21 protein-coding genes and 1 pseudogene are annotated in these 24,034 nt (G+C 70.3%); 11 read left to right on the forward strand and 11 right to left on the reverse strand.

The window, feature by feature from the left end:
* Positions 1-14 precede the first annotated feature (14 nt).
* From AC07A4_RS18930 to AC07A4_RS18950, 5 genes are all read left to right on the forward strand, one after another.
* On the forward strand, positions 15-5,324 hold the full coding sequence (locus AC07A4_RS18930) for a type I polyketide synthase (protein WP_478599780.1): 5,310 nt from the start codon (positions 15-17) through the stop codon (positions 5,322-5,324).
* A 6-nt stretch (positions 5,325-5,330) separates the two neighbouring features.
* Complete coding sequence (locus AC07A4_RS18935; RefSeq protein ID WP_478599781.1) at positions 5,331-6,314, forward strand: spirocyclase AveC family protein; 984 nt, start codon at positions 5,331-5,333, stop codon at positions 6,312-6,314.
* Positions 6,315-6,381: 67 nt separating this feature from the next.
* On the forward strand, positions 6,382-7,812 hold the full coding sequence (locus tag AC07A4_RS18940) for an FAD-dependent oxidoreductase (protein ID WP_478599783.1): 1,431 nt from the start codon (positions 6,382-6,384) through the stop codon (positions 7,810-7,812).
* 226 nt (positions 7,813-8,038) lie between these two features.
* The gene (locus tag AC07A4_RS18945) at positions 8,039-8,848 is read left to right on the forward strand and encodes a hypothetical protein (protein ID WP_478599785.1); all 810 of its coding nucleotides are present in this window, start codon (positions 8,039-8,041) and stop codon (positions 8,846-8,848) included.
* Positions 8,845-9,621 carry a hypothetical protein gene (locus tag AC07A4_RS18950; RefSeq protein WP_478599787.1) on the forward strand — a complete coding sequence of 259 codons (777 nt, stop codon included), beginning with the start codon at positions 8,845-8,847 and terminating at the stop codon, positions 9,619-9,621. Before AC07A4_RS18945 ends, AC07A4_RS18950 begins: the two co-directional genes overlap by 4 nt.
* A 190-nt stretch (positions 9,622-9,811) precedes the next feature.
* On the opposite strand, the gene AC07A4_RS18955 is transcribed toward AC07A4_RS18950, so the two are convergent.
* Positions 9,812-10,042 (reverse strand): hypothetical protein, encoded by a 231-nt coding sequence (locus tag AC07A4_RS18955; protein ID WP_478599789.1) that lies wholly within the window; start codon positions 10,040-10,042, stop codon positions 9,812-9,814.
* Positions 10,043-10,121: 79 nt separating this feature from the next.
* A complete protein-coding gene (locus tag AC07A4_RS18960) occupies positions 10,122-10,973 on the reverse strand; it encodes a hypothetical protein (protein ID WP_478599791.1) in 852 nt (283 codons plus the stop codon).
* 388 nt (positions 10,974-11,361) lie between these two features.
* Between AC07A4_RS18960 and AC07A4_RS18965 the strand changes: the two genes are divergently transcribed.
* The 3 genes from AC07A4_RS18965 (at position 11,362) to AC07A4_RS18975 (ending at position 13,963) form a co-directional block, all read left to right on the forward strand.
* Complete coding sequence (locus AC07A4_RS18965; RefSeq protein ID WP_478599793.1) at positions 11,362-11,553, forward strand: hypothetical protein; 192 nt, start codon at positions 11,362-11,364, stop codon at positions 11,551-11,553.
* A gap of 917 nt (positions 11,554-12,470) precedes the next feature.
* Positions 12,471-13,205: a dienelactone hydrolase family protein gene (locus AC07A4_RS18970; RefSeq protein ID WP_478599795.1), complete on the forward strand. Its 735-nt coding sequence runs from the start codon at positions 12,471-12,473 to the stop codon at positions 13,203-13,205.
* Between the two features lie 515 nt (positions 13,206-13,720).
* Positions 13,721-13,963, forward strand: coding sequence for a hypothetical protein (locus AC07A4_RS18975; protein ID WP_478599798.1), 243 nt, complete (start codon positions 13,721-13,723; stop codon positions 13,961-13,963).
* A gap of 53 nt (positions 13,964-14,016) precedes the next feature.
* Here AC07A4_RS18975 and AC07A4_RS18980 read toward each other — a convergent pair whose 3' ends face one another.
* The 5 genes from AC07A4_RS18980 to AC07A4_RS19000 all read right to left on the reverse strand — a co-directional run bounded on the left by AC07A4_RS18980 (position 14,017) and on the right by AC07A4_RS19000 (position 18,248).
* A complete protein-coding gene (locus tag AC07A4_RS18980) occupies positions 14,017-14,457 on the reverse strand; it encodes a S26 family signal peptidase (protein WP_478599800.1) in 441 nt (146 codons plus the stop codon).
* Positions 14,454-16,163 carry an ABC transporter ATP-binding protein gene (locus AC07A4_RS18985; RefSeq protein ID WP_478599803.1) on the reverse strand — a complete coding sequence of 570 codons (1,710 nt, stop codon included), beginning with the start codon at positions 16,161-16,163 and terminating at the stop codon, positions 14,454-14,456. Before AC07A4_RS18985 ends, AC07A4_RS18980 begins: the two co-directional genes overlap by 4 nt.
* Before the next feature lie 173 nt (positions 16,164-16,336).
* Positions 16,337-16,891 (reverse strand): thioredoxin domain-containing protein, encoded by a 555-nt coding sequence (locus AC07A4_RS18990; RefSeq protein ID WP_478599805.1) that lies wholly within the window; start codon positions 16,889-16,891, stop codon positions 16,337-16,339.
* The gene (locus tag AC07A4_RS18995; RefSeq protein WP_478599807.1) at positions 16,791-17,447 is read right to left on the reverse strand and encodes a MauE/DoxX family redox-associated membrane protein; all 657 of its coding nucleotides are present in this window, start codon (positions 17,445-17,447) and stop codon (positions 16,791-16,793) included. The genes AC07A4_RS18990 and AC07A4_RS18995 overlap by 101 nt, the downstream gene beginning before the upstream one ends.
* A gap of 492 nt (positions 17,448-17,939) precedes the next feature.
* On the reverse strand, positions 17,940-18,248 hold the full coding sequence (locus AC07A4_RS19000; protein WP_478599808.1) for a helix-turn-helix transcriptional regulator: 309 nt from the start codon (positions 18,246-18,248) through the stop codon (positions 17,940-17,942).
* Positions 18,249-19,026: 778 nt separating this feature from the next.
* On the opposite strand from AC07A4_RS19000, the pseudogene AC07A4_RS19005 reads away from it, so the two are divergent.
* Positions 19,027-19,272 (forward strand): annotated as a pseudogene (locus tag AC07A4_RS19005) (ISKra4 family transposase); the annotation flags it as partial.
* Here AC07A4_RS19005 and AC07A4_RS19010 read toward each other — a convergent pair.
* A complete protein-coding gene (locus tag AC07A4_RS19010) occupies positions 19,241-19,690 on the reverse strand; it encodes a GNAT family N-acetyltransferase (protein WP_478599810.1) in 450 nt (149 codons plus the stop codon). The pseudogene AC07A4_RS19005 and the gene AC07A4_RS19010 overlap by 32 nt on opposite strands.
* Before the next feature lie 476 nt (positions 19,691-20,166).
* Between AC07A4_RS19010 and AC07A4_RS19015 the strand changes: the two genes are divergently transcribed.
* Positions 20,167-20,559, forward strand: a complete 393-nt coding sequence (locus AC07A4_RS19015) for an ASCH domain-containing protein (protein ID WP_478599813.1) — start codon at positions 20,167-20,169, stop codon at positions 20,557-20,559.
* 44 nt (positions 20,560-20,603) lie between these two features.
* On the opposite strand, the gene AC07A4_RS19020 is transcribed toward AC07A4_RS19015, so the two are convergent.
* Positions 20,604-21,044, reverse strand: a complete 441-nt coding sequence (locus AC07A4_RS19020) for a hypothetical protein (protein WP_478599815.1) — start codon at positions 21,042-21,044, stop codon at positions 20,604-20,606.
* A gap of 573 nt (positions 21,045-21,617) precedes the next feature.
* Between AC07A4_RS19020 and AC07A4_RS19025 the strand changes: the two genes are divergently transcribed.
* Entirely contained in the window at positions 21,618-22,400 is a 783-nt protein-coding gene (locus AC07A4_RS19025; protein WP_478599817.1) for a helix-turn-helix domain-containing protein, read from the forward strand.
* Positions 22,401-22,545: 145 nt separating this feature from the next.
* On the opposite strand, the gene AC07A4_RS19030 is transcribed toward AC07A4_RS19025, so the two are convergent.
* Positions 22,546-23,178, reverse strand: a complete 633-nt coding sequence (locus AC07A4_RS19030) for a LysE family translocator (RefSeq protein WP_478599819.1) — start codon at positions 23,176-23,178, stop codon at positions 22,546-22,548.
* 34 nt (positions 23,179-23,212) lie between these two features.
* On the reverse strand, positions 23,213-24,022 hold the full coding sequence (locus AC07A4_RS19035) for an HAD hydrolase family protein (RefSeq protein ID WP_478599822.1): 810 nt from the start codon (positions 24,020-24,022) through the stop codon (positions 23,213-23,215).
* Positions 24,023-24,034: the final 12 nt, after the last annotated feature.

The following is a 24,034-nucleotide window of genomic DNA, read 5'->3' on the forward strand; positions in this document are numbered from 1 at the left end:
CGGGGGTGGGGAACATGTCGGCATCAAGTGCGGAGCCCATCGCGGTGATCGGGATGGGCTGCCGCTTCCCGGGTGGAGTGGACAGCGCGGGCGGGCTGTGGAAACTGGCGGCCGAGGGACGTTCCACAGTGGGCCCGGTGCCGGCCGGCCGGTGGGATGCGGCCCGGCTGGCAGCCGTGCACGATCCAGAATTGGCCGCGCGGGCGGGCCGGGGCTGTTTCCTCGAAGGTGATGTGTGGGCGTGGGACCCCGCGGCGTTCTCGGTGGCTCCGAACGAGCAGCGGTGGGTGGATCCGCAGTTTCGGCTGCTGGCGGAGGTGGCCTGGGAGGCCGTGGAGCATGCGGGTGTTCCCGTACACCGGATGCGTGGCTCGCGCACCGGCGTGTACGTGGGTACCTACGCTCCGGACAACCTGTTCCGCGAGGCCCGTCCGGTGCAGGACGCGCCCAACAGCCCGTATCTGTTCGGGAACTTCACCGCCGGGGCCGCGGGGCGGGTGGCGTTCGCGCTGGACCTGCGCGGGCCGGTGATGGTGATCAGTACGCACTGTTCCTCCGGTCTTGTGGCCGTGGACGCCGCGTGCGGGGCGCTGACCCTGGGCGAGTGCGATGCCGCACTGGCGGGCGGTGTGCTGCTGATGCTCACCCCCGAGACCCAGTACTACGAGGCGCCCCTGCTGCTGTCGGCGCGCGGGGCCTGCCATGCCTTCGACGCCCGCGCGGACGGCTATGTGCGCGGCGAGGGAGCCGGGGTGCTGCTGCTGAAACGGCTGGCGGACGCGCGCCGGGACGGGGACCGGGTGCTGGCGGTGATCCGTGGGAGTGCGGTCAACAACGACGGGCAGGCCAGTCGGCTGACCGCGCCCTCGAGTGAGCTGCAGCAGCAGCTGTTCCGGACGGCGGCCAGCAAGGCGGGGATCGATGCGGGGGAGGTCGGGCTGGTGGAGGCGCACGGCCCGGGCACCGCGGTCGGCGACCCCATCGAGTACACCTCCATCGACGCCGTCTACGGCCGCGGCCGCGGCCGGTGCGCGCTCGGTTCGCTGAAGACCAATATCGGGCACACCGAGCCGGTCTCCGGTGTGGCCGGAGCCATCAAGGCCATCGAATGCCTGCGGCGCGGCCGGATCCCGCCCAATCTCCACTTCGACCAGTGGAATCCTTCCATCGAGCGTGCCGCGGACTCCCGGCTGTTCGTCCCCGTCGAGGTGACCGACTGGCCGGTGCCCGAGGCGGTGCGGCTGGCCGCGGTGTGCTCCTACGGTGTCACCGGCACCAACGCCCATGTGATTCTGGAGGCGGCCCCGGCCGCACCCCGCCGCCGCTCTGTCCCGGGCCCGGCAGCCCCCGCGGCGGCCGCCCGGCTCTTCCCGGTGTCCGGCAGTTCGCCGCAGTCCCTTGGCCTGGCGGCTGCGGCCCTGGCGGACTGGGCCGAAGGCGAGGGTGCCGCGTGTGCGCTCGGTGATGTCGCGCACACCCTCACCCTGCGCCGCTCCCACGCCGACCACCGCCTCGCCCTCGTGGCCGGTGACCACGGCGAACTGGCCGTCCGGGCCCGGGCATTCGCCCATGGGGAGGAGACACCCGGCATGGCTTCCGGCACCCCGGTGCTGCCGCCGGAGCACCTGGGGCCGGTGTTCGTCTTCACCGGGCAGGGCTCGCAGCGTCCCGGCATGTGCCAGGGGCTGCTGGCCGGTGAGCCGGTCTTTCAGCGGGCGATCGACGAGATCGAGCCCCTCATCCGCGAGGAGGCCGGATTCTCCGTACGCGAGATGATCCAGCACCCGCAGCGGCTGGTGGGACTGGAGCACATCCAGCCCACTCTGTTCGCGGTGCAGGTGGCGCTCGCGCGCCTGTGGCAGTCCTGGGGCGTGGAACCGGTCGCGGTGATCGGCCAGTCGCTCGGTGAGGTCGCCGCCATCGTCGTGGCCGGCGGGCTCACACCGGCCGACGGGGCGAAGGTGATCTGCCGCCGCTCCGCGCTGTTGGCCACCATCTCCGGCGGCGCGATGGCCTCGGTCATGCTCGGCGCCGCCCCCGTACAGGAGGCGATCGACGCGGCCGGCGCGGACGGGGTGTCGCTGGGCGTACTGACCTCCCCGGGCATCACCGTCATCTCCGGAAACGCCGCCCAGATCGCGGGCCTGGTCGCCGCCTGGGAGGACGACGGCATCGCGGCCAAGATGATCGATGTGGATGTCGCCTCGCACTCGCCCGAGGTCGACCCCATCCTGGACCCGCTGCGCAAGGCCCTGGCCGCGCTGCCGACTGCCGCGCCGGACATCGCCTTCTACTCCACCGTCACCGACAACCCCCGCGCCCCCGGCGGGATCGACGGCACGTACTGGGTGCGCAACCAGCGCGACACGGTCCGCTTCGCTGCCGCCGTGGCCGCCGCGCTGGCCGACGGCCACCGCCTGTTCATCGAATGCACCGCCCACCCGCTCGCGGTACGGCCCGTCCTGGACACCGCCCGCCACCACGGTATCCACGATGCGGTGGCGCTCGGCAGCCTGCGTGAGGGAGTCGAGGACCAGACCGCTTTCCTCACCCACCTCGGCCAGCTCCATGCGGCCGGTTACGACCGGATCGACTGGTCCAGCCGCTACGGCGACGGCCGGCTGGCCGACGTGCCCGGCACCACCTGGCACCGCACCCGGCACGGCGGCGACCAGCCCCCTTACCAACTCGTCGCCCCCCATCTGGTCGGCGCCCAGCAGCATCCCCTGCTCGGCGGCCAGGTCCAAGACCCCGAGCAGCCCGGCCGCTTCTGGTGGCAGACACCGATCAGCCCGGAACGCCTGCCCTGGCTGACCGACCACCAGGTGGCCGGCGTGCCGGTGCTGCCCGGCACCGGCCTGCTGGAGATGATGCTGGCCGCCGCCGCCCGCGCCTTCGGCCAACCCCAGGTCGCCGCCCGCGGGGTGGAAGCACTCAGCCCGCTGGTCCTGGACCCAGAGCCGCAGGTCACCACGCGCCTGGTCCGCGACGGCGACGAAGCCGGTGTGGAGATCCTCAGCCACGGCCCGGACGGCATCACCGTGCACGCCCGCGGCACCGTACGCCCCCTGCCCGACCAGCAGGTTCCTAGGACGGTGGACCGCCCGGACACCGCCGACTGGCAGGACAGCGCCCCGGCCGATCTGCACCGAACCTTCAGAGAGCGGCACAACGTCCAGCACGGCCCGGCCTTCACCGCCGTGGACCACATCAAAATCCACCCCTCCGAAGACCGCGCGGTCAGCGCGGTGCGCATCCACGACACGGCCCGCCTCTCCGCCTGGACGATGTCCCTGCACCCGGCGCTGGCCGACGAGCTGATCCAGACCGTCGTCGCGGTGTGGCTGGCCCACCGCGCCACCAGCCCCGGCCCGGTCGTGGTCGCCGGTTTCGACGAGGTCCTCGTGCACCGCCCAGCCGCCCACGCCCGCACCGCCCACGTCACCCTCCACCACGCCGACGATCTGACCTGCACCGCCTCGGGACTGCTGACCAGCGCGGACGGCACGGTGGTGGCCGAGATCCGCAGCCTGCACCTGGCCAACATCACCTCTCCGGAACAGCGCTATTCCACCCGCCTGTTCCACCTGGCTCACCTCCCCGCACCCGCACCCCGCGTCCCAGTGGCCGACGGCCAGCACTGGCTGACGCTCGGACCCGAGGACTGCCGGTGGACCCAGCGCCTGTCCGGCATGCTCGCCGCCCGGGCCGCCAGCAGCCGCTACCTGCCTCACCCCGCGGACCACTCGGCAGCACCTCTGCTCGCCGCGGCCCTCGGCGAGCAGGCCAAGGGCGCGCCCGAGGCCACCGCGGTGCTGCTCGCTCTCGCCGACCCCACCGCCCCTGCGGACACGGCGGACGCGGCGCGCGCGGCACTGTGGCATGCCGTGACCGTGCTGCGGTGCCTGGCGGACCGTCCGCGCCCACCGCGGCTGTGGGTGATGTGGCGCGGCGATCGCCTGACCGCCGCGGGCCTGCTCGGGCTGCTGCGCGCGGCGGCCTACGAGTACCCGCGGCTACGGCCCAGCAGCCTGCAGGTCAGCGACTCCACCCCGCTGGAGACGGTGCTGGACGATCTGCTGGCCGCTGACCAGCCGGTCACCGAAGTCGTCTGGCAGGGCAGCACACGCACCCTCGCCCAGGTACGCCCCGGGCCCGAACCCACCGTGCGCGCGCCCCTGTCCAAACCGGTACGCCCCGACGGCAGCTATCTGATCACCGGCGGGCTGGGTGGCCTGGGACTGCTCACCGCGGGCCGCCTCGCCGAACGCGGCGCCCGCCGCATCGTGCTCTGCGGCCGCCGAGCCCCGTCCGACACCACCCAGCGTCAGCTGGAGGACCTGCACACCGCGCTCGGCACCGACCTTCCCGTACTGCTGGGGGACATCGGCGATGCCGAGACCGTCCAGCGGGCGCTTGCGACCGCCACGGACGGCGGCGCGCCGCTGCGCGGCATCGTGCACGCCGCAGGCGTCGTAGAGGACGCCACCCTGACCGCCCTCGGCCCCGAGCTGCTGGAGCGGGTATGGCGTGGCAAGGCCGAGGGCGCCTGGCTGCTGCACCGGGCCACTCTGGACCGGGACGTGGACTTCTTCGCCGTCTACTCCTCCCTCGCGTCCCTGATCGGCTCTCCCGGGCAAGGCGCGTATGCCGCCGCCAACGCCTTCCTCGATGCCCTGGTCACCCACCGCCTGGCCGAGGGTCTGCCCGCCACCGGGATCCACTGGGGTGCCTGGAGCGGTGCCGGCCGCGGTCAGCACCTCGCCGAGCGCGGCTTCGTCATGATCAACCCCGAGGACGGCATGGACGCCTTCGAGCGCATCCTCGCCGAAGGGCATCACCGCATCGCGTACTCGCCGATCGAGGCCGCCCAGTGGATCGCGCCCTACCCGCACCTGCGCGAGGCCACGCTCCTGGCCCCGCTGCTGGCCGGCTCTCCTCCCGCGGCGGACGGAGCGTCGCCCGTCCGCGACGAACTGCTCGCCGCGGAGTCGCCCGCGCGGCGTCACCGGATCCTGACGGAATTCATCACCGGCCAGGTACGCGAACTCCTCGGCAACACCACCCGTCATATCGGCCCGCACACCAGCCTGGTCACGCTCGGCCTGGACTCCCTGGCCGCCGTCCAGCTGCAGCAGCGCCTCCACCACGCCCTCCACACCGACATCGCCCCCGGGGTGATCTGGACCAAACCCAGCGCCGCCAGCCTCACCGACTGGCTTGTCGAGCACATGGGACTGGCCACCGCGGCAGAGGCGACCGCCGAGACGGCCCCCACGGACCACCGCGTGTCCGAGACCACCAAGAACGCCGCCAAGGGGTGACGCCACATGCCGCACGACAGCTCCCTGGCCCCCTCACCGGCCCAGGCATCCGAACCGCCCGCTCCCGGGCGCTGGAAGTGTCCGTCCGTTGCCTGGGCCGCCATCGGCGCGGCGGCATTCCTCACCCAGCTGTACGTGTTCGCCCGCTGGGCGGCCGACGGGAACCTCCACGCCTACCCCGCCGGCGGCTACGAGATCCCCACCCCGATGAAGATCGCCACCCGGGCGACGGAGGTGGTGCTCCTCACCGGCTGGGCCGCAGGCGTCTGGTGGTGCTGGCGCACCTCCCGCGCCGCGGGGCGGGTGACCCTGCCCGCCGCGCTGCTCGCGGGCTGCTCGCTGTCCTTCTGGCTGGACGGCTACCTCAACGCCACGCACCACACCATCGGGCACAACCGCTACGGCCTGAACGTGCTCAGCTGGGGCCCCTCTCTGCCCGGCTGGTCCGGCCCGCCGCCCGGGGTGAAGACCGAGATCATGAGCCTGCTCGTCATCGGCGCCTACATCGCGCTCATCTTGTGGATCTTCATGGGCGTGGCCATCGCCACCCGGCTGCGGCGCTGGCGGCCCCAGTGGAGCCGTGCCCGGGTGGCCACTCTCACGGCTGCGGCGTGCCTGGTCCTGGACATCCCCATGGAGCAGGCGTACCAGCGGGTCGGCGGCTACGGCTACGTCTACGCCCTGCCCCGCCTCACCTTGTTCGAGGGCCACTACTACCAGCTGCCGCTCTCCTCCCCCCTCTCCATGATCTTCCTCGTGGTGATGCCCGTGGTGCTGATGACCCTCTACGCCAGGCCCGGCCGGGAAGTGTGGATCCTCGACGGCTCGCTGAACCTGCCACGCCGGGCCCAGCCGTGGGTGCGTCTGTTCGCGGGGGTCGGGTACATGAGCGTCGCAGTCGCGGCAGCGCTGGTGTTCATCACCGTGGCGGCCCTCGCCATCGGTCACCCGGTCGACTTCCCTTCCTGGTTTAGCCCGCCCACCCCCTGACCTGGAACACCCCGTCAGCAGATTCCCCCGGGCCACTGCGGCCCGGTCCCTCCGGAAGGGAAGCAGCGTGGATCGCCGTCATGAGCAGCCCCATCACCCGCGGCGCAGGTGCGGGCAGGCCGTCGTCATTGGCGCGGGCATCGCCGGGCTGCTCGCCGCCCGCGTCCTCAGCGACGCCTTCGACCAGGTCACGATCCTGGAACGCGACCACCTCCGCCCGGAGCCGCAGCCCCGCAAAGGGGTCCCGCAAGGCCGCCACGCCCACGCGCTCCAGGCCCGCGGCCTGCAGCTCTTCGAAGAGCTCCTCCCCGGCATCCAGGACCAACTCCAGGCCGCCGGGGCGCCCTTGGTGGACTTCTGCCAGCACGCCCGCCTGCAGCTGCCCCAGGGGTCCCCGCCGCCGGTGGCCTCGCACATCCTCATCCAGCCGGTCAGCCGTCCCCTGCTGGAAACCACCCTCCGCGCCCGTGTCGCCGCACTGCCGGGTGTGGCCATCCGCGACGGCTGCACCGTCACCGCACTGCACACCGCCCCCGGCGACCGGCGCATCACCGGTGTCCATCTCGTACGCCGGGCATCCGGAGGCGGCGAGCGGACACCGCAGACGCTGCGGGCGGATCTGACCGTCGACGCCAGCGGCCGCGCCTCCCACCTGCCAGACTGGCTGACCGCCCTCGGACTCCCGCGCGTGGCCGAGACCACCGTGGACGCCCGCGTCGGCTACGCCACCCGCGCCTACCGCACCGGACCGCGGCCCCCGGCCCCCTGGTACGCGCTCTTCGAGCCCCCGCACGCCCCCGACCGCCCGCACGGCTGCTTCGCCCTGCGCCTCGAGGACAACCGGCTCCTGGTCACTCTGCAAGGAGCCGCCGGCGACTACCCGCCCACCGATGAGGACGGCTTCACCGCCTTCGCCAAGTCCCTCCACAGCGACTTGGCCGCCACCCTCGTCCCCCTCGATCCGATCTCCCCGGTCTACCGGTACGCGTACACGGCCAACCGGCGCCGCCGCTATGACCGCCTCACTCCCTGGCCCGAGGGGCTCCTCGCGCTCGGCGACGCCGCCTGCGTCTTCAACCCCGTCTACGCCCAGGGCATGACAGTCGCCGCGCTCGAAGTCCGCCTCCTGCACACCATGCTGGCCCGCCGCACTCATAGTGAAAGGCGCGGGTTCGCCCGGACGTTCCAGCGCCGTCTAGCCCGGGTCACCGCCTGGCCCTGGGCCATGGCCACACTCGCCGACTACGGCTGGTCCAGCGGCGGGCCGCTTCCCCCGGCCGTCCGGGCCGGGCAGTGGTACCTCAACCAATGGCAGGAAGTCATCCCGGGCAACCCGCGGATGTTCCAGGACTTCGCCCGCGTGGCCAACATGCTCTCCGGCCCGGCCACCCTCCTTCGCCCCCGGCACCTCGGCCGCGTCATCGCCACCTCATCCGCCCGCCATCGCAAGCCGACGCACCGGCCCAGCCGCCCCGCAACGAAAGACAGCACACCATGACCACCGGGGGCACCGGCCGGGCCACGCCTGACTCCACCGCCGTGCCCGCCCCAGGCCCGGACACCGGCATCCCCGCGCCCGCTCACCACAGCGCGGCCACCGCGGCGTGCGGGCCACCAGGCGCACCAGCGACGGCGAGCACCACCGCACCCACAGCCGCACCTGCCTGCGCGGCTTCCCCGACCATCGACCGGGCCGTCCTCACCACCGAGCCGCAAGGATCGCCATGAACACTTCGTCACCCTTGTCACCTGAACAGGCCCGCGACATCCGGCGTGCGGGCGGGGCGGGAATCCTGGGCGTGCTGGTGATGCTCGTCTCGCTCGCCTCGGTCCCGCAACGGTTTCCCGAGCTCTTCCCGAACTGGGGCCAGTCCGGCGCGCACATGACCGCCTGGTTCGCCGAGAACCGCGCCGCCGTCATCTCCCAGTCCTTCACCGCGGGCATCGGCCTCATCCTGCTGATCTGGCTCATCGCCGGGCTCACGGCCTACCTCGAAGGCGGCGGGCACCGGACCATCGCCACCCGCGTCATGACACCGGCCGCCGTCGCCGCCTCGCTGTCCGTGCAGATCACCTCCCCCCTGTGGATACTGCTGGGCCTCGGCGGCACCACTGGCCACCCCACCAACGCCATGCTGGCCCACTACACCTTCGAAGCCGGTTTCGTGAGCTACCAGTTCTTCCAGCTCTACGAGGCGTTCCTGCTGACCGCCACCGCGATCGCCTTCCTCCAGACGCGCCTGTTCCCCACCTGGGTCACGGCATCGACCTTCGCCGCCGGCACCGTGTGCGCCCTCGGATCCCTGCAAGTCCTGGCAGGCCAGGGATGGCTGGCCCCCGGCGGCTGGGCGTCCATGGTGCCCTGGGCCCTGCTCGCCGCCTGGATGCTCACCGTCAGCATCGCACTGCGGCGCATCCCCATCACCGCCCCCAGCACGGCCCCCACCACCCGCGCGCATCACCCCGCGGAGTCACCCGCCCCCCACAGCCGGGATGCCAGCGTCCCGACCGGCCAGCGCCAGGAGGAGACATGACCCCACGCCAGGAGACCCGCTGGGCCGCACTCGCCGGCATCGTCGCCCTGCCCAGCCTTGCCCTGATCGGATTCTTCTCCCCGGACTTCCCGCACGTCTTCCCCAACTGGGGCGACTCGACGGCCCAGATCGTGGACTACTTCGCACGGTACTCCGACTTCTACATCGCCCAGTGCTTCCTGGGCTTCGTCTTCTACGCGGTGACCCTGCTGTTCAGCGCCGGGCTGACCGAGATGCTGCGCAGGTCCGGTCGCCACACCATGTTCATCTCCCTCATCACCCCCGCCATGGCCCTGACCATGGCCTTCTTCCAGCTAGCGGCCGTCCTGTGGATGACGGCATCCGCCGCGGCCGGGTACCACCCCACCCTGAGTGACGACTTCATCCGCTTCGCCTTCGAAGCCTCCCTGTTCGTCTGGCTGCCCACCCAGTTCTTCACCAGCCTCCTGACCTTGTCCGCAGGCATAGCCATCCGCCACACCCAGGCCCTGCCGCGCTGGACCGCGACCTACAGCTTCGCCACCGCGGCACTGGGCCTGCCCCACCCGTTCCTCCTCTTCGCCAACCACGGATGGCTCGCCCCCGGCGAACCCCTCAGCATGTTCTTCTTCTCCCTGCTCTTCGTATGGACCACCGTCCTTGGCACCGTCATGCTCCGGCTTCCGACTGACCAACTCCACCGGCCAGAACCACAGATGCGGCCCTCTCCGCTGACGGGCATGAGCCCGGACACGACCTCCAGCCAATACGAAGAAGGGACAACGCCCCCATGAGCGAGCTCGGGGGCTTTTCCCAGGATGCGGGAGGGGCCGGTGGACCGACGTGGCTTCCTTATCACGTCGCCCGGCACGCTCGCCGTCACCGGCACCCACTGGGCCACCACCACACCGGCCACCGTCCGGCAGGCCGGTGCTCTTTCCTGGGGAGATGCTTCCGGCCGGTTCGCAAGGTGTGCCGTGTGCCTCAGGGCGTTGACCTGTCCTTCCGGCCCACAAGTACGGTGGCTGTTCCCAGGCTTACAGCCCAGGTCAGGAACGCCGAGGCCCACCCGGCCCAGCCAGGAACGGCCGTATAGCGGTTCAGCAGAGTTCCGACCGTCAGGCTGGTGAGCAGGATCGGGAGCCAGACCTTGACCGGAATGGTCGTGTAGGGGGCTGCGCCGCCGCCCATGCCGAGCAGTTCTGTGAGCTTCATGGCGGTCACCGTGGTCAGAGGTTGGTGATGCAGCTGTAGGCGGCGGCGCTGAGGTAGGCGTATCCGCCGCCGGGCAGCATCATCGCCGTTCGGCCGGCGACCTTCTTGAGCACGATGTTGGTGCTGGCTGTACCTGCCCCCAGCCCGAGCGCGTTCTTGAGACCGCCAGTCCGCAGCGCTTCAGCCCGCGAGTGGTGACGCCCCAGATCTTCTTCCACTTCCACGAGAAGGGGTTCCACCAGGGGTCGGCAACGACAGGGAAGGCGGTGTCCTGGCCGAAGGCGAGGGTCTGGACGAGGGCGCCGCCCTCGACTCGATATGACGTGGCAACAGCTTTGCCGTCGGCGTCTTGGGCCCAGGGGGCCTCGAACACCCCGATGACCGCGGCGTCTTCCGCGGGCCCGGCCAGCACCCGGACGCTGCCGTCCTGCTGCTGCTCGGTGACGGCGTCCTGGGGGAGGTCGAGATCGAACCGGTACTCCTTGGCCGCGTCGGCGTCGCTGATGATGATCAGGGAGCGCACGCCCCCGCCTTCGGTGGGCTGGACGGCCAAGTCGGTGTTCTTGGCCGCGCCCGGGTAGACGATGGTGCCGTTCTTCGTCGCGATGCCCTTGGCCCGCAAGGTGTTCGGCAGACCGATCCCGATGCCGCCGGATTCTGTGGTGGCGTTGACGGTGCCGTCGGCAGTAGCCGGTGCCGTCACGGTCGCGGTGCCCTCTTCCGTGTCCGCGTCCGCTCGGGTAGTGCCGTCGGCCCGATGTGTACTGGGGACGATGTCGTCTGTCCCAGTGATCTTCTCGACGGCCTCGGCTGCCCGATCCGTACTCGATGACCTGTCGGTTGCCAGGGCGATGGGCGCGATGCCTGCCAGTATCGCGGCGGCAGTGACGGCGGCAACGGTGCCGGTGGCTCTTCGGTGACGGACGTCCATAAGGGCGCTCCTCGTGCATCAGTTGGCGCGGCGGCCTCCGGGTGCTGACGTGGTCATGCCCCAGAGGCGATCTTGAGGAGACAGTCCTACGCCGGGCACGCGTCGTGAAGGGGTCTCTGCGCTATGGGCCGATAGCTGAGGGCGATGCCCTGACGTCCCGCCAAGGCCGCGGTCCGCGCCGCGTCCAGCATCGATCGCCTCCGGAGCTGGCCGTCGTCGGCGACGTCCAGGAGCTGGTCCTTGAGTAGCTGACACGCGAGCAGGTGCGCGCCTGGCAGGCGCGGGGATGACGGACCGCAGGCCTTGCCGCCGCACCGTGGGGGAGGGGCCATGGTCCTCGGCCCGGCCCCCGAACGGTCCTGAACACAGCCCTCGCCCGATTCCCGCCTTGCGGATTCACCGGCGCTACGGGCACGAGCTGCCTCTGACTGAGCGGCTCGCCGAGCTCGATGACGAGTACGGCATGCTCGAAGACGGCGACGAAGCAATAGCGCAGGTCGATGCAGAGGTCACGGCTGAAGCCCGCCGCCTCGCGAACCACCTCACGGTTCCCGCCGAACCCACGGATACGCCCAGCTGATGCACACGGATCGACCCGCGAGTTCCCGCTGAACAGGCTGCGGTTTCCCTGAACCCACGGGGGTCTCGGGGTGTGGCCCAGATACGCGTCAATGGGGCAATGAGTTGATTTTGAAGCCCTGAAGGTGTCCGGGCTCATTCGGTGCTGTCGGCGTCCTCGGCGAGGATGCCGTAGACGGTGGCGACCGAGGGCCGCTTGCCCTGATTCTCGCCCGAGAGGTGATGACCAGCTGGCGGGCGACCTCGGGGACGAAGGCCCCGTTTGCCCGCAGGCTGCGGGCGTACGCGGCCATGTCGTCGTCGACAACCTTGGGACGCCCGCCATGCCGGCCGCGCACGCGGGCGGATGCCTGGCCCTCCAGGGACTTCTCCCGGATGTACTCGCGTTCGGACTCCGCCATGCTGGCGAAGAACGCACACAGGGCGGCGCCGTGCCCGGACGGGTCGTACACCCCCTGAAGGGGGCCGGTGAGGAGTGGTCGGGCAGTCGAACTGCTCGACGACGGCCGCCGGTTCGGCGAGCTCTGGCATGTCGCGAAACACATCGCGAGTGGCATTGTGCGAAGGCTATTTTGCGAGAGGTTGTGAGAACGAAGATCAAGGGCAAACCGGAGATGGTCCGGCGGGGGCCACGGCCTCTCGGGACTACTCACTTCTGCGAGTACGAAGCGTGACGGCCGCTACGTTCTGCTCCTAGTCATGTTGTCGCACCGGATGGCCGGGGCTGTGGACTATGCTGTGGGGATGATTACCGGGATGGCATTGCGCCGCACACGGATTGGTGACCCGGTGCTCTTCTGAGCGTCGTACGGGCCAGTGCGGGCCCGCTGTTCGATCGAGGTTCTTGCGCCGCTGCGCGGGCTCCGCCTCCGTCGTGTTGATCACAGGCTCGGCACGTCAACCACGACAGGAGGTTTCATGCCCATCAAGACGCTGCAGATTCCCACCGCGGACGGCCAGGCCGACGCGTTCGCCGCCTTCCCAGATGGTGGCGGGCGGTGCCCGGGGGTGCTGATGTACGCGGACGGGTTCGGTATCCGACCCGTGCTGCGGGAGATGGCCCGCGAACTGGCCCGGCACGGGTACTACGTGCTCGTCCCCAACCTCTTCTACCGGCACGGCCCGGCTCCGGTGATCGAGCTTCCCGAGCACATTGGAGATGAGATCCGGCCCACGGTCTTCGACCAGCTGATGCCGATGATCGAGGCGCACACCACAGAACGTGTCCTGATCGACGCCGACGCCTATCTCACGTTCCTCACCGCTCAGCCCGAGGTCAGCGCCGGACCGGTCGCGGTGACTGGCTACTGCATCGGCGGCCTCATTGCGACGCGCACCGCCGCGGCCCACCCCGGCCAGGTGTCCGCCCTCGCCGCATTCCACGGCCCAGTGGGAGTCGACGGACCTGACAGCCTCGCGAAGCTCACCGCCGAGGTCCACTTCGGCCACGCCGAGAGCGACTTGACGCCCGAGGCCCTCGCCGAGCTCAACCAGGCCCTGGATGCCGCAGGTGTCAGCTACACCTCCGAGATCTACCCCGGCACCGTCCATGGCTTCACCATGTCCGACACCGACGCATTCAGCGCCTCCGGGCTGAAGCGACACTGGGACCGCCTGCTCCCTCTTTTGGGCCGCGCCCTGAGTAACAGCTGAGGCGCCGACTCGGAGAACGAACCTGAAGTACACGGCTCTGCGCCTGCTGGCCGATGCCGTCTGGGGCCGCACCCGCAGTGTGAACGACCGGTGATCCACCGTGGTCGCAGGGCCGCCCCCGCTAGCGCGGGGGCGGCTGCGTTTCAGGCGGCAGTGCCGAAGGCGGCTGCGGCTAGGCGGTTTCGTTCGGATCATGAAGAATTGGCTGCGGGGTTGACCTGATCGGACGGGGCGAGGCAGGAACAAGGAGGGGGTGGGGTGACTCTCGTCATCGAGTTTCGGCGCGGCGTCTCGTCCTCCCGGACGGGACGGAAGCCGGGGCCGCGTCCCGCAGCGGGGACGCTGGAGCGGATAGTCGTCGGTGACGAATTCTGAACGGTCCTCGACAGGCTGGGCCTCCATCGGACGCCCACTCTGGCTGACGTCGATCCCTAGGGGGGACACGACGCTGCGTGGTGAGGTGGTGGACCGGATGATGCGGGAACTGGAAGGCGCGGACCCCGCTCGGCTGAGGGGTGCTGAGCGCGAAGCCATCACGACGCTGCTGGCCTGGGGCCTGCGCTGCCGCGCGGACAGACAGGGAGGCCAGGCGCGCGTTCGACAAGTTCGCAGCCAAGATCCTCGCCCACGCGGGCTTCATCTTCCGCCCGCCTCTGCGCGGCGTGTGGATCCGGCTGCACTTCGACACCGGCCAGGAGCGCGAGAACCAGAAAGTCACCCACGCCGCCCGCCGCACCTCTGGTTGTTCGTCGCTCTGATGCCGCGACGGCGCGGATAGGCGGTTGTTTGTGGGCGATGAGCAGTCGTCCGGTCACCTCCCGGGCGACCTCACGACGCCCAGCAGGCGCACTAGGGGGAAGTAGCCGAACTCCCTTGAGTCGAAACTCGACGAGGGGTTGTCGCCAAGCAGCACCGCCATGCCAGTCGGCACCCGCTCGTCAGTTAGGTTCGCGAGCCCCAGCCCGCGCGGGATCGGGTCTCCGGGGAGTGCCACGGCCCGCTTGATCATCCAGCGGCGCGCCGCTATCAGGTGGGGGGCGGCCCTGGCCAGCAGCGGCGGGTCCCGCCAGCTCTGCTTGCCGAAGGGAGACTCGACGACGACGACCTGGCCCGGTCTGGGCCTTCGCCGCCGTATCACCAGCACTTGGTCACGATCCTGGAAAGCTGGCTCCATGCTCACCCCTTCGACGGTGACGCACACCAGTCGGCGAGTGAGAGCGGCGGCAGCGATCCCTGCCTTCTCCGCGATCACGACGTGGCCACCGATGCTACCGGGCCGCCCGCCGCGTCAGTGTCCTGGTAACCGTCGGCTTGGAGAGCGAAGAGCCGCGCGTACTCACCGCCGGCGCGCAGCAGTTCGTCGTGCGCGCCCTGTTCCACCACCCGTCCGCCGTCGAGTGCGGCGATTCGGTGGGCGTCGCGGACTGCACTGAGCCGATGCGAGATCAACAGGCTGGTGCGGCCCGCACGGTGTCGGCCGATGGTCAGGTGGATCTCGTGCTCTGCCTCCGCGTCGAGTCCTGCCGAGGGCTCGTCGAGGTTCATCAGGTCGCGCCCCTCGCGCAGGAAGGCGCGAGCCAGGGCCAGCCGCTGGTGCTGCCCCCCGGACAGCAGGGTGCCAGGGCCGGAGGTGCCGTCCGGGATGAAGGAGCGCGAGAGCATGGTGTCGTAGCCTTCCGGCAGCGAGGCGAGCTTGGGGTGCAGGCCCGCCTCGCCTGCCGCTGTCTCAATCCGGTCGCGCCGGTCGAACAGCCGCAGATCGCCCAGACCGATGTTCTCGGCTGCCGTCATGTCGTAGTGCTGGAAGTCCTGGAACAGGGTGGAGATGCGTTCGCGCAGCTCTGCGGGATCGACATCGCGTACGTCGACGCCGTCCCAGAGGATCGCTCCGCGCTTGGGGTCGTAGAACCGGCAGAGCAGCTTCACTAACGTGGACTTGCCCGCGCCGTTCAGTCCCACCAGGGCCAGTGACTGTCCGCAGGGGATGAACAGGTCCAGTCCGCGCAACACCCACTCCTGATCCTCGGCATAGCGGAACCAGACGTCGCGCAGCTCGATCCCGCGCTCGAGCCGCGGCAGCGGCACCGGGTCGGCGGCCACCGGGAGGTCGGGCTTGGTCTCCACCACCTCCAGGTAGTGGTCGAACATCAGCAGCGTCCGCTGCGTGGCCGCGATCTGCAGCAGCAGCGCGCCGAGTGAGGTTTGCACTCCGTCCACCGCGGCCACGAACATCGTCACCCCGCCGACGGAGAGCTCTCCCCGGGTGGCCGCGAACACCGCCCACATCAGCCCCGCCCCCGAGACCAGCGAGGTCAGCAGCTCCAGCGCGCCCTGCACCTTGGTCTGCCGCGCCTCGACCGCTTGTGTCACGGCGTTGGCCGCCCGGCGCTCCGCCAGTACCCGCCCGCGCAGGAAGTCGCCGATGCCGAAGAGCCGGATCTCCTTGGCCGCAGTCGCGGAGGCGATCAGATCCGCGTAGAAGTCCTCACGCCGCTCGATCCGTCCCACGGCGAAAACGGCGCGGGCGTAGTGCCGGGAGAGTGAGAGCTGGGCTATCAGCGACGGCACTCCCGTGGCCAGCACCAGCAGCGCCATCAGCGGGCTGATCGCGACCAGCGAGACGAGGAACCCGCCCACCGTCAGCACCGACTTGCCCGCCGTCAGTACCCCGTCGGCGAGCTGACCCGCGACGGTGCGGCCGACGTCCTGGGCCACCCGCAGCCGGTCCAGGAACGCGGCGTCCTCCAGCCGGCCCAGGCCCGGATGCCGGCCCACTGCCGTCAGCAGCCGGTCCTGTGTCAGCAGCCCCACCTTGCGGTCCACGACGCCTCGGAGGTACCGGCCGATCAGCGGGCCGAGGCCGACCACCGTCGCGATGAGGACGTAACCGAGCGCCGGGACCATCAAGTCCCCGGCATCCGCCCCCCGGGTGAGGCCGTCGAGCATCAGCTTGGTCATCCATGCCACCGCCACCGGCGTCAGGCCGGACGACAGCGTGATCACCGCATAGCCGGCCGACGCCGCCGGAGCCGCCCTGGCGCACAGGACGACCGCCGTGGCGATGCGTCGGTACGCGGAGTGGGCGGTCTCCTTCCGCTCGCCGCGTCCACGTGGTCGGAGGCGGCGAAGGCTCACGGGGCGGGCACCGGCAGGTCGTGGTCGAGATTGTCAGCGGTGACGATGGGCCGCCCGTGCTCGTTGCTGGGGGAGACGACGAGGATGGCCGGGAACGCCTGCAGGGCGAAGGCCGTACTGACCGCGCCCTCGTTGCTGTCCTCCCGTACCACCCTGGCCACCGGACGCAGCCGCTCCACCATGTCGGCTGTGTCCGCGGCGTCCCCAACGACCGTCGCCAGTACCTTTTCCCGACCGCCAGGGAAGGTGGCGGCGAATTCCACGAAATTCGGCAGCTTCTCCCAACAGGGGCCGCAGGTTGGAGAGAAGAAGGCGACCAGAGTGTCGCCCTGGTAAAGGCTTTCATGGCCGACCAGTTCGCCGTCCTCCGCGATCGCGGAAAACTCCCCAACCTCTTCGTTCATGCCGAGGGTTGCGGCCCGGCTAGAATTGCCGTTGCGGTTGAGAATTTCAGCCTGGTCGCGCAGGCGTTTGATGATTCCGACGCTCAGGACGAGATTCAGCAGGCACAGCGCCCCGACGAAGACGAGAGCTGTGATCACGACGGGCATAGGGTGTCTCCTGTCGGAAGCCGACGGCCTTTGCGGTGGCCGGACGGAAGAGATCTACGATGTCGTCGAGCGCGATGACCACCGCCCCACAGGTCAGTCCCATCACCGCGGCCAGCGCGAGCCCGGTGGCGGCGCCCTGCGAGCCGGGGCCGAGCGTCGCCGCCAGAGCGGCTGGTACGGCCAGGGTCAGATTGCGTACCGCCTGCCAGCCCTTGACCTGCGTCGTGGAGCGGCCGAAGCAGCGGCAGGCCGTCTCGGCCCCCCGGCGTACGGCGAGCGCCACACCGAGAGCGAAGGTGAGCAGCAGGGCGGTGGCGAGCCACGCGCCGACCCGGAAGGCGACGGGAGCGGGCAGCGTCAGGAGCACCGCTACCGCGAACTCCAGCGCCACCACAGCGGGAGCCAGCAGTCGGCGGGCTCCGGGCACAGGGGCGAGGACTGCGACAGCCTCGGCGAACTCGGCGAAGGACCGGCGCCCGGAGACCTTGCTCACCGCGGAGACCAGGAAGGCCAGGCCGATCAGGCACCTGACCCATATCGCGAGATACTGCTCCATCTCGGCCTCCTCATCCGGTCATATGGGACAGCGCGCACGGGGCGGCGTTCGGTCGCCACGCAGAAGGGCCCGGCGCGACAGCCCCGGGCCCACGCCTGCGTCAGCAGTAACAGCGGTAGCAACGGGGAGCCGTCTCGCAGCACCCGGCGTTGTAGCTGCACCACTGGTCGACGCAGCCGTATGAGTAGCGCCGGTTGCACTGCCAGCACTGGGGCCAGCAGGCCATCGGCTCGGCCTGGGCAGAGGCCGTAATCTTGGGCACGAAGCGCTCGAGCAGGGCCTGTCCCGCAGATTCCAGGGCGCGCAACATGTCACTCTCCTCTCGTCGGCGGAGCGTCCCGACCAATGTCGGGCGAGGAATTCTCCCATTACCCCGAACAGCCCGTATTGCAAAAAATCGACATTGGATTTTTTCGACGCGCCATCCTTGGTGCGCGGTTGCATAACCGGCCGCCTGAGTTATGGCAAGGCGCCGGGTTCCATGAATCCCCGTTACCCGTTGAGCAAGATACTGGTGATGCGGCCAGACGCCCGGTTGACATCCGCTCCGCCTGCCCGGTGTTCGGCGACAAAACGCAACGGTGGCCGGCCCGTCATCGAGGTGAACTCCCGAGCTAGATGTGCCTGGTCGTAGAAGCCGCAGCGGGAGGCCACCCCCGCGGGCCTGATGCCCGATGCGAGCAGGGCGGCGGCGTGCTGCAGCCGCAGAACCCGGGCCAGCTGTTTGGGGCGCAGGCCGAGCTGCTCCCCGCAGCAGCGCTCGAGCTGCCGCTGGCTGCAGTCCAGGCGCTCCGCCAGCACTGTCGGCCCCCTAACATCCCGCGTGCGGCTTCGAGTTGGCGCCACGCGGAGACCACCCGGTCCGACGCGGTGCGGCCCATCGACCGACAGCGCAGCAGGAACTGATCGACAAGCGCGAAGCGTTCGGTCCAGCAGGGCGTTCGGCCCAGGTCCTGCGCCAGGTCGTCGATCCGGGCGCCCACGATCTCGGCGGGGTCCAGGCAGAGACCCAGTTCGTCCAAGGCCACGCCGAAGAGTTCGAACGCCGCCCACGGGGTGAGCATCACCTCCACGCCCCGGAGCCCGCCGGTGTGCTCGCCCGTCGCCGAGCGGGTGCCGGGCGGGCTGAGTAGGGAGACCACCGAGCGGGATCGGTCGGGTGAGCCGTGGGGGACTATCCGCAGCGACTTACCGAATCCGATGACCAGTGTTGCCAAGCCGCAGGGAATCTCCAGGCGACGGCGCAGCGGACCCTGAGCGAAGCGGAATCCCCGATAGCTAAGCACCCCCGGCCCCAGAGACAGATGCGGATGCGCCGAGGCGTACTCCCAACCACCGTCAGGGCTGCTCAGGAGTCGAGTGGGTCCCTCACGGCCGGTCAAGATGGCACGGGTCACGTGATCTCCCTCGAGAGTGGCGATGCTCCCCGGGGCCCGGATTACGTGACCGCTGCTCTCCTCTCAGACGGGAGTGCTGGCTTAGCCCCCGTGAGCTGGTCGTCACGCATCCAAGCAGGGGCGGGCCGCGCGAGGCAGGGGGAAGCGTACACATTGGCTGAAAGGGTGGTCATGACAGTCCGGCTGAGACCTTCGCCGCCGAGAAACTCACCGCGATCCTGCACGGACACGCCGTCCGCGTCGCCGAGGAATTGACCACTCAGGCCGATGCCGGACACCTCACCCACGCGAAACACGACACGGTCACCACCAGCATCAACTACGTCACCGGGCACCTCGACCAGCTCCACTACGACACCGCCCTTGAAGCGGGCTGGCCCATCGCCACCGGCTCCGTCAGAGCCGCCTGCCGACACCTGATCGGCGATGGATGTAGCTCAGCCGACTCGGTGATAGAGGGATGCACTCCGTTCCGAGGGCCAGGCCATCAAGGTGTCCAGGCGGTTCTGCCGTCCATTTGTGGACCACTTCTTCCAGCAGTGTCTTGCCAAGACCATGGCCGCGGTACTCGGGGCAGACGTAGAAGTTGGTGACGTAGCCGAGAGTGTCTGTGTCGGTGCCTGGCTCGGGGACCTTCTCCTCGTGGTTCACAAAGACGTGCCGCGCACTTCGTTGTCGGTCTCGGCGATACAGGCTGTTCACGAGTCGGCCAGACGGGTGTGCATTCACTGGGTGCACTCGCGCATGAAAGCTTCCTCCGCACCACTCGGTCGCGGCTGGGTGCGGTTCCTTTCGGGGGATGGGTGGGTTGAACTGGGAAGACGCTGATTGGCGTGTGGTCGGCACCGTCGTGCTTCAACCGTGCGTGGCGAGGTGGAGGTTGGGCGCTGTGGTCTCGTCGCAGCAAGAGCTTGAGATACGGGAGGCCGCAGCCCGGCGGCGGGTGGAGGAACGTCAGGCCGAGGCAGCGGAGTTGGCCGTTCGGCTGGAGAGGGCCCGGGGTTGATGGCGGAGCCGCCATGGCGGGAGGGTCTGGTGGCCCAGGTGTTGCCAGACGTGTACCGGGACATCGTTGAGATCATCACTGATGCCCCGGGTCCGTTGCAGGCCAAGCAGATCGTGCCGCGGGTCGGCCTGCCCACGACAACCGGGAAGGTCGAGACCACGCGGTCGAAGCTGAAGCGTCGCTCCAGAAGAAGAGCGGAGAAGAGCCCCGATGGAACCGCTGTGCCTGCGTGTCGGGTCCGTTCTGTGGAACGCTCGGGGGCTTCCAGAGCGGGAGATCGGGGCCGGCCCCGCAGACCGGTACAGGAGGAGGCGTCATGTGGTCGCGGATCGACGGCTTGCGGGTGCTGGAGCTCGGGACGCCGGGTGCCTTCCGGGACGAGCTGAACTCCTTGGTCCTGGCCGGGACGAAGCGCGCCACGGCTGGTCTGCTCGCGGAGTACACGGCCGCATCCGAGCAGTTGGAGCACCCGGGCGAGCGGCTCGTGGTGACCGACAACGCGGGGGCCCTGGTGGCAGAGGTGGAGGTCACCTCGGTCGAGGTGGTCCCCTTCGCCGAGGTGACCGAGGAGTTCGCGCACGCCGAGGGCGAGGGGTTCCGCTCGGCCGGGCACTGGCGCGAGGGGCACATCCGGTACTGGGGCGCGGCCGGGGTGCGGGTGCACGCCGGCACGCGTGTGGTCTGCCTCTGGTTCCGGCTGGCCGGCTGACCGGCGGCGGGCTGAGAGCGGACCGCCGCCGCTCGGCCGGTGGTTCAGAACGTCCGGGTCGTGGACCAGGTGGCCTCGCTGCCGGGATGTGCCAGGTCGGTGGTGACCCCGCTCAGCCTTCGGTCGCCGCCGAGGGAGCCGATGTAGCGGCCCTCGCGGCCGTCGTTCCAGACGACGACGAAGGAGATGTAGGTGCCGTCCACGAAGCCCTGTTCGAGAGTGCCCGCCGCACCTGCTTCCGCGGCGGTGCCGGTGAGTTGGCCCTGGGCGTCCTGGCTCACCGTGAGCGAGGGGTTGTGCCCGTTGCTCTGGTGGGCGGTCCAGGTCCCCGAGGCGTCGAAGGCGGGGGCTTCGAATGCGGACCCCGCTGCCTGCGCGTGGGCACCGGAGGCGACCGCGGCGACCGCGCCGGGGGCGAGTGCGACACCGCCAAGGCCGAGGGCGAGCACGGCGGTGACGGCGGGGAGGGCGAGGTGAGTGCGCATGTGGAACTCCTTTGTCCGTGTACGGATGGGGAAGACTCCGGTCCATGGCGACCGGTTCCGCCTCAGTCAGCTGCCCGGGGGAGTCACGTTCTGACTGGGTTCGCGATGTCGGTTGGTTGCGAAGTCACCCAGGGGCTTGCGGTGGGACGGCGGGGCGTGTGAGCGGCGACAGTCAGGTCTTCGCGCTGTTTCGACAGGGCGAGCAGGCTGGCGGGCGCGGTTTTCCCGGTCGGTGCGGCCTGCTGGTGCGAGTGGCCGGCGCCGGGGCAGTCGCGGCGAGCAGCGCTGCGATCGCGTGTGCGGTGAGGCCGACAGCATGTGGCGTGAGGGTCCGAGATCGTGCGCCGGGTGGGCTCCCGCTCCTCTGCGCTGCCCTGCGGTGCAGTTTCACGCCGTTGCCTCCTCGTATGTCATGGAGTGCAATTGATGGAGCGACCAGGTCTGACGTGAAGAAGGATCTCCGCGTACAGGCAGCACGGCCAGGGTTCGGTCCGCTGAGCGGACCGGCACGTGTCCGAGGCATCAGAGTGGCGGCGAGCACCGAGGCTGGGGCCCATCGAGGAGTGAGCGGCGATGGACAGCAGGCCAGAAGCATCCAGAAACGGCGGGCGGGCGGTGCTGGAGGGCGCGTTCGCGTTGCTCGACGAGCTCAGCCGGGTCGGGGAGGCGGGTCTGACGCAGCTGGCGGCCGGTGCGAACCTGCCCAAGGCCACCGCGCACCGGCTGCTGGAGCAGCTCCTCGCGCTCGGCGCCGTGCGCCGTCACGCCGGCCGCTACCAGATGGGTTCACGCATGTTCCAGCTCGGCCAGTCCTGGCAGTCCTCCGCGCGCACGCTGCGCCTGGCCGCGGGCCGCCCGTTGCGGCAGCTGGCCTCGATCGCGCCGGGCACCAGCATCGGCCTGACCGTAGCCGAGACCGACCGCACCATGATCATGTGCGGGATCCTTGGTGAGGTCGACGAGATCCTTGCCTGCGGCCCGGGCACGCTGCTGCCGCCTGGATCGGTGGCCGAGCAGATCATGTCCATCGACACCCCTCGGACGGAGCCAGCACCGCCGTATTCCACCCGAGAATGGGGGCGGCTCCTCACCCGAGCCCGCGACCGGGGCCTGGCCGTCGGCCACCTCGACACGCTGGGCGTGCACACTGCCGCCGCACCCGTGCGCGCACCCGACGGGACCATCGTCGCTGCGGTCGGCGCCTCCGTGCTCGATGCCGAGCGCCTCACGGCCCTGGCCGACAACGTACGCCGTGCCGCGGACATGACCAGCGCCGCACTGCTGCAGCTCAACCGCCGCACCCGCGCAACACGCTCCGCACCACCGCCACCACCACCCTCCCGCTCGCTGCCATGACCAGGGACATCGCAGACCTATGTGAGCCTGGGATCGAGCGGCAGCGCGAGCCCACCAACGGCGGCCTGGCCGCCGCGCGGGTCCGCGGCCGCCGCTCAAGGTCCACCCCTGAGCGCACGGAGCCGGTCTCGGGGGGAGGGGGCTGTCACAGGGTCTCTGCGGCCGTCCCCAGTCCGAGCGCCACCAAGACGCCGCCTGTGGTGCGCTCCATGGCCGTGTTCACCCGGGGGCGGCGCAGCCAGTTGAGGAGACGGGCGGCGAAGACCGAGACCAGGATCAGCCAGCCCGCCGCGATAGTGGCGTCGACGACGCCGAAGAGCAGCGTCATGGGCAGCGCGGAGCGGTTGTCGGGGAGGAACTGAGGGACCACTGCGACGAAGAAGATCCCGACCTTGGGGTTGAGGAGGCAGCTCAGCAGACCCTGCCGGAACGCGAGGAACGCGGTCGGCGCGGGCACGCCGCCGGCCGCGTCAGTCGCCGTGGCCGCGGCACCGCGCCGGTGGGCCCACAGGGCTTGGGCCCCCAGGAAGACCAGATACGCGGCGCCCGCCAACCGTACGACGGCGAACGCGGCGTCCCACCGTTGCAGGGCGGCCGCCAGACCCACCGCGGCGGCGACCGCCCAGGCCAGGGAGCCGACGGCCGCGCCGAGGGCGGTGGCGATGCCGGGCAGACGCCCGCCGCGCACACAGTTGCGCAGGACCAACAAGGTGTCCGGGCCCGGTACGACCGTCACCAGCAAGGCGAAGAGAGTGAAACCCGCAAGGGCTGTGAACATGGCTTCTTCCCGTCCTGTATGGCTTCTTGCTGCCCTATACGGATTCCGTCAGCACGGGCGGCGTCGCGTTGTACGGGGCGGCGAGCGCACCACGGGCGAGCAGGGCGATCTCGGCAGCGACGGCCTGCGGATCGGCGGCCACGGAGACATGGGCGACGTCGTCCAGGCTCGGGTGGGAGCCGACGCGCACCGCCCGGCGCGCATGGCGCAGCAGGTCGAGATCGTTGATGTCGTTGCCGAACGCGGTGTAGTCGTCCAGCCCCAGCGCGCTGAGGGCCTGCCACTTCGTCGTCGTACCGGGCGCGATGTCGATGATCGCTTCGTCGAGGTGGTGGTTGACCGTCAGCCCGAGCGCGCGGACGGCCTCGGAGAGTGCCGCCATGTCGGACGCGCCGACGACGAGGAACTTCACCACGTCGGGCAGTTCCGAGATGGGCAGGCGGCGGGCGAGTCCGCCCTGGTCCACGCGGTCCAGGATCGGGTGGTCGCCGGGCCCGGTGTAGGCGTAGTCCCAGGGCCCGTCGGCGAGGTACTGCCCGTCGTAGCGCTCGACCTCCCGTAGCAGGGAACCGAGTTCGGAGGGCGTGAAGGCGGCCCGGGCGCGGACCTGGCCGCCGACTGACACGAGGCTTCCGTTACCACCGATCAACGTGGCGGAGGAGAAGGCCCCGTCGAGCACCGGCAGGAGGTCACGGACCGGTCGCGCAGAAGCGAAGACCAGCTGGTGGCCGCTGCCTTCACAGCTGCCGATCGCCGTGAGGATCCGGCTGTCGATGGTCCGCCCGTCGAAGCAGAGCGTGCCGTCGATGTCGAACACGGTGGTACCGGCGAGAGAGTTGATCATCAGCGGATCATA

The sequence above is a fragment of the Streptomyces sp. NPDC043996 genome (assembly GCF_056435225.1).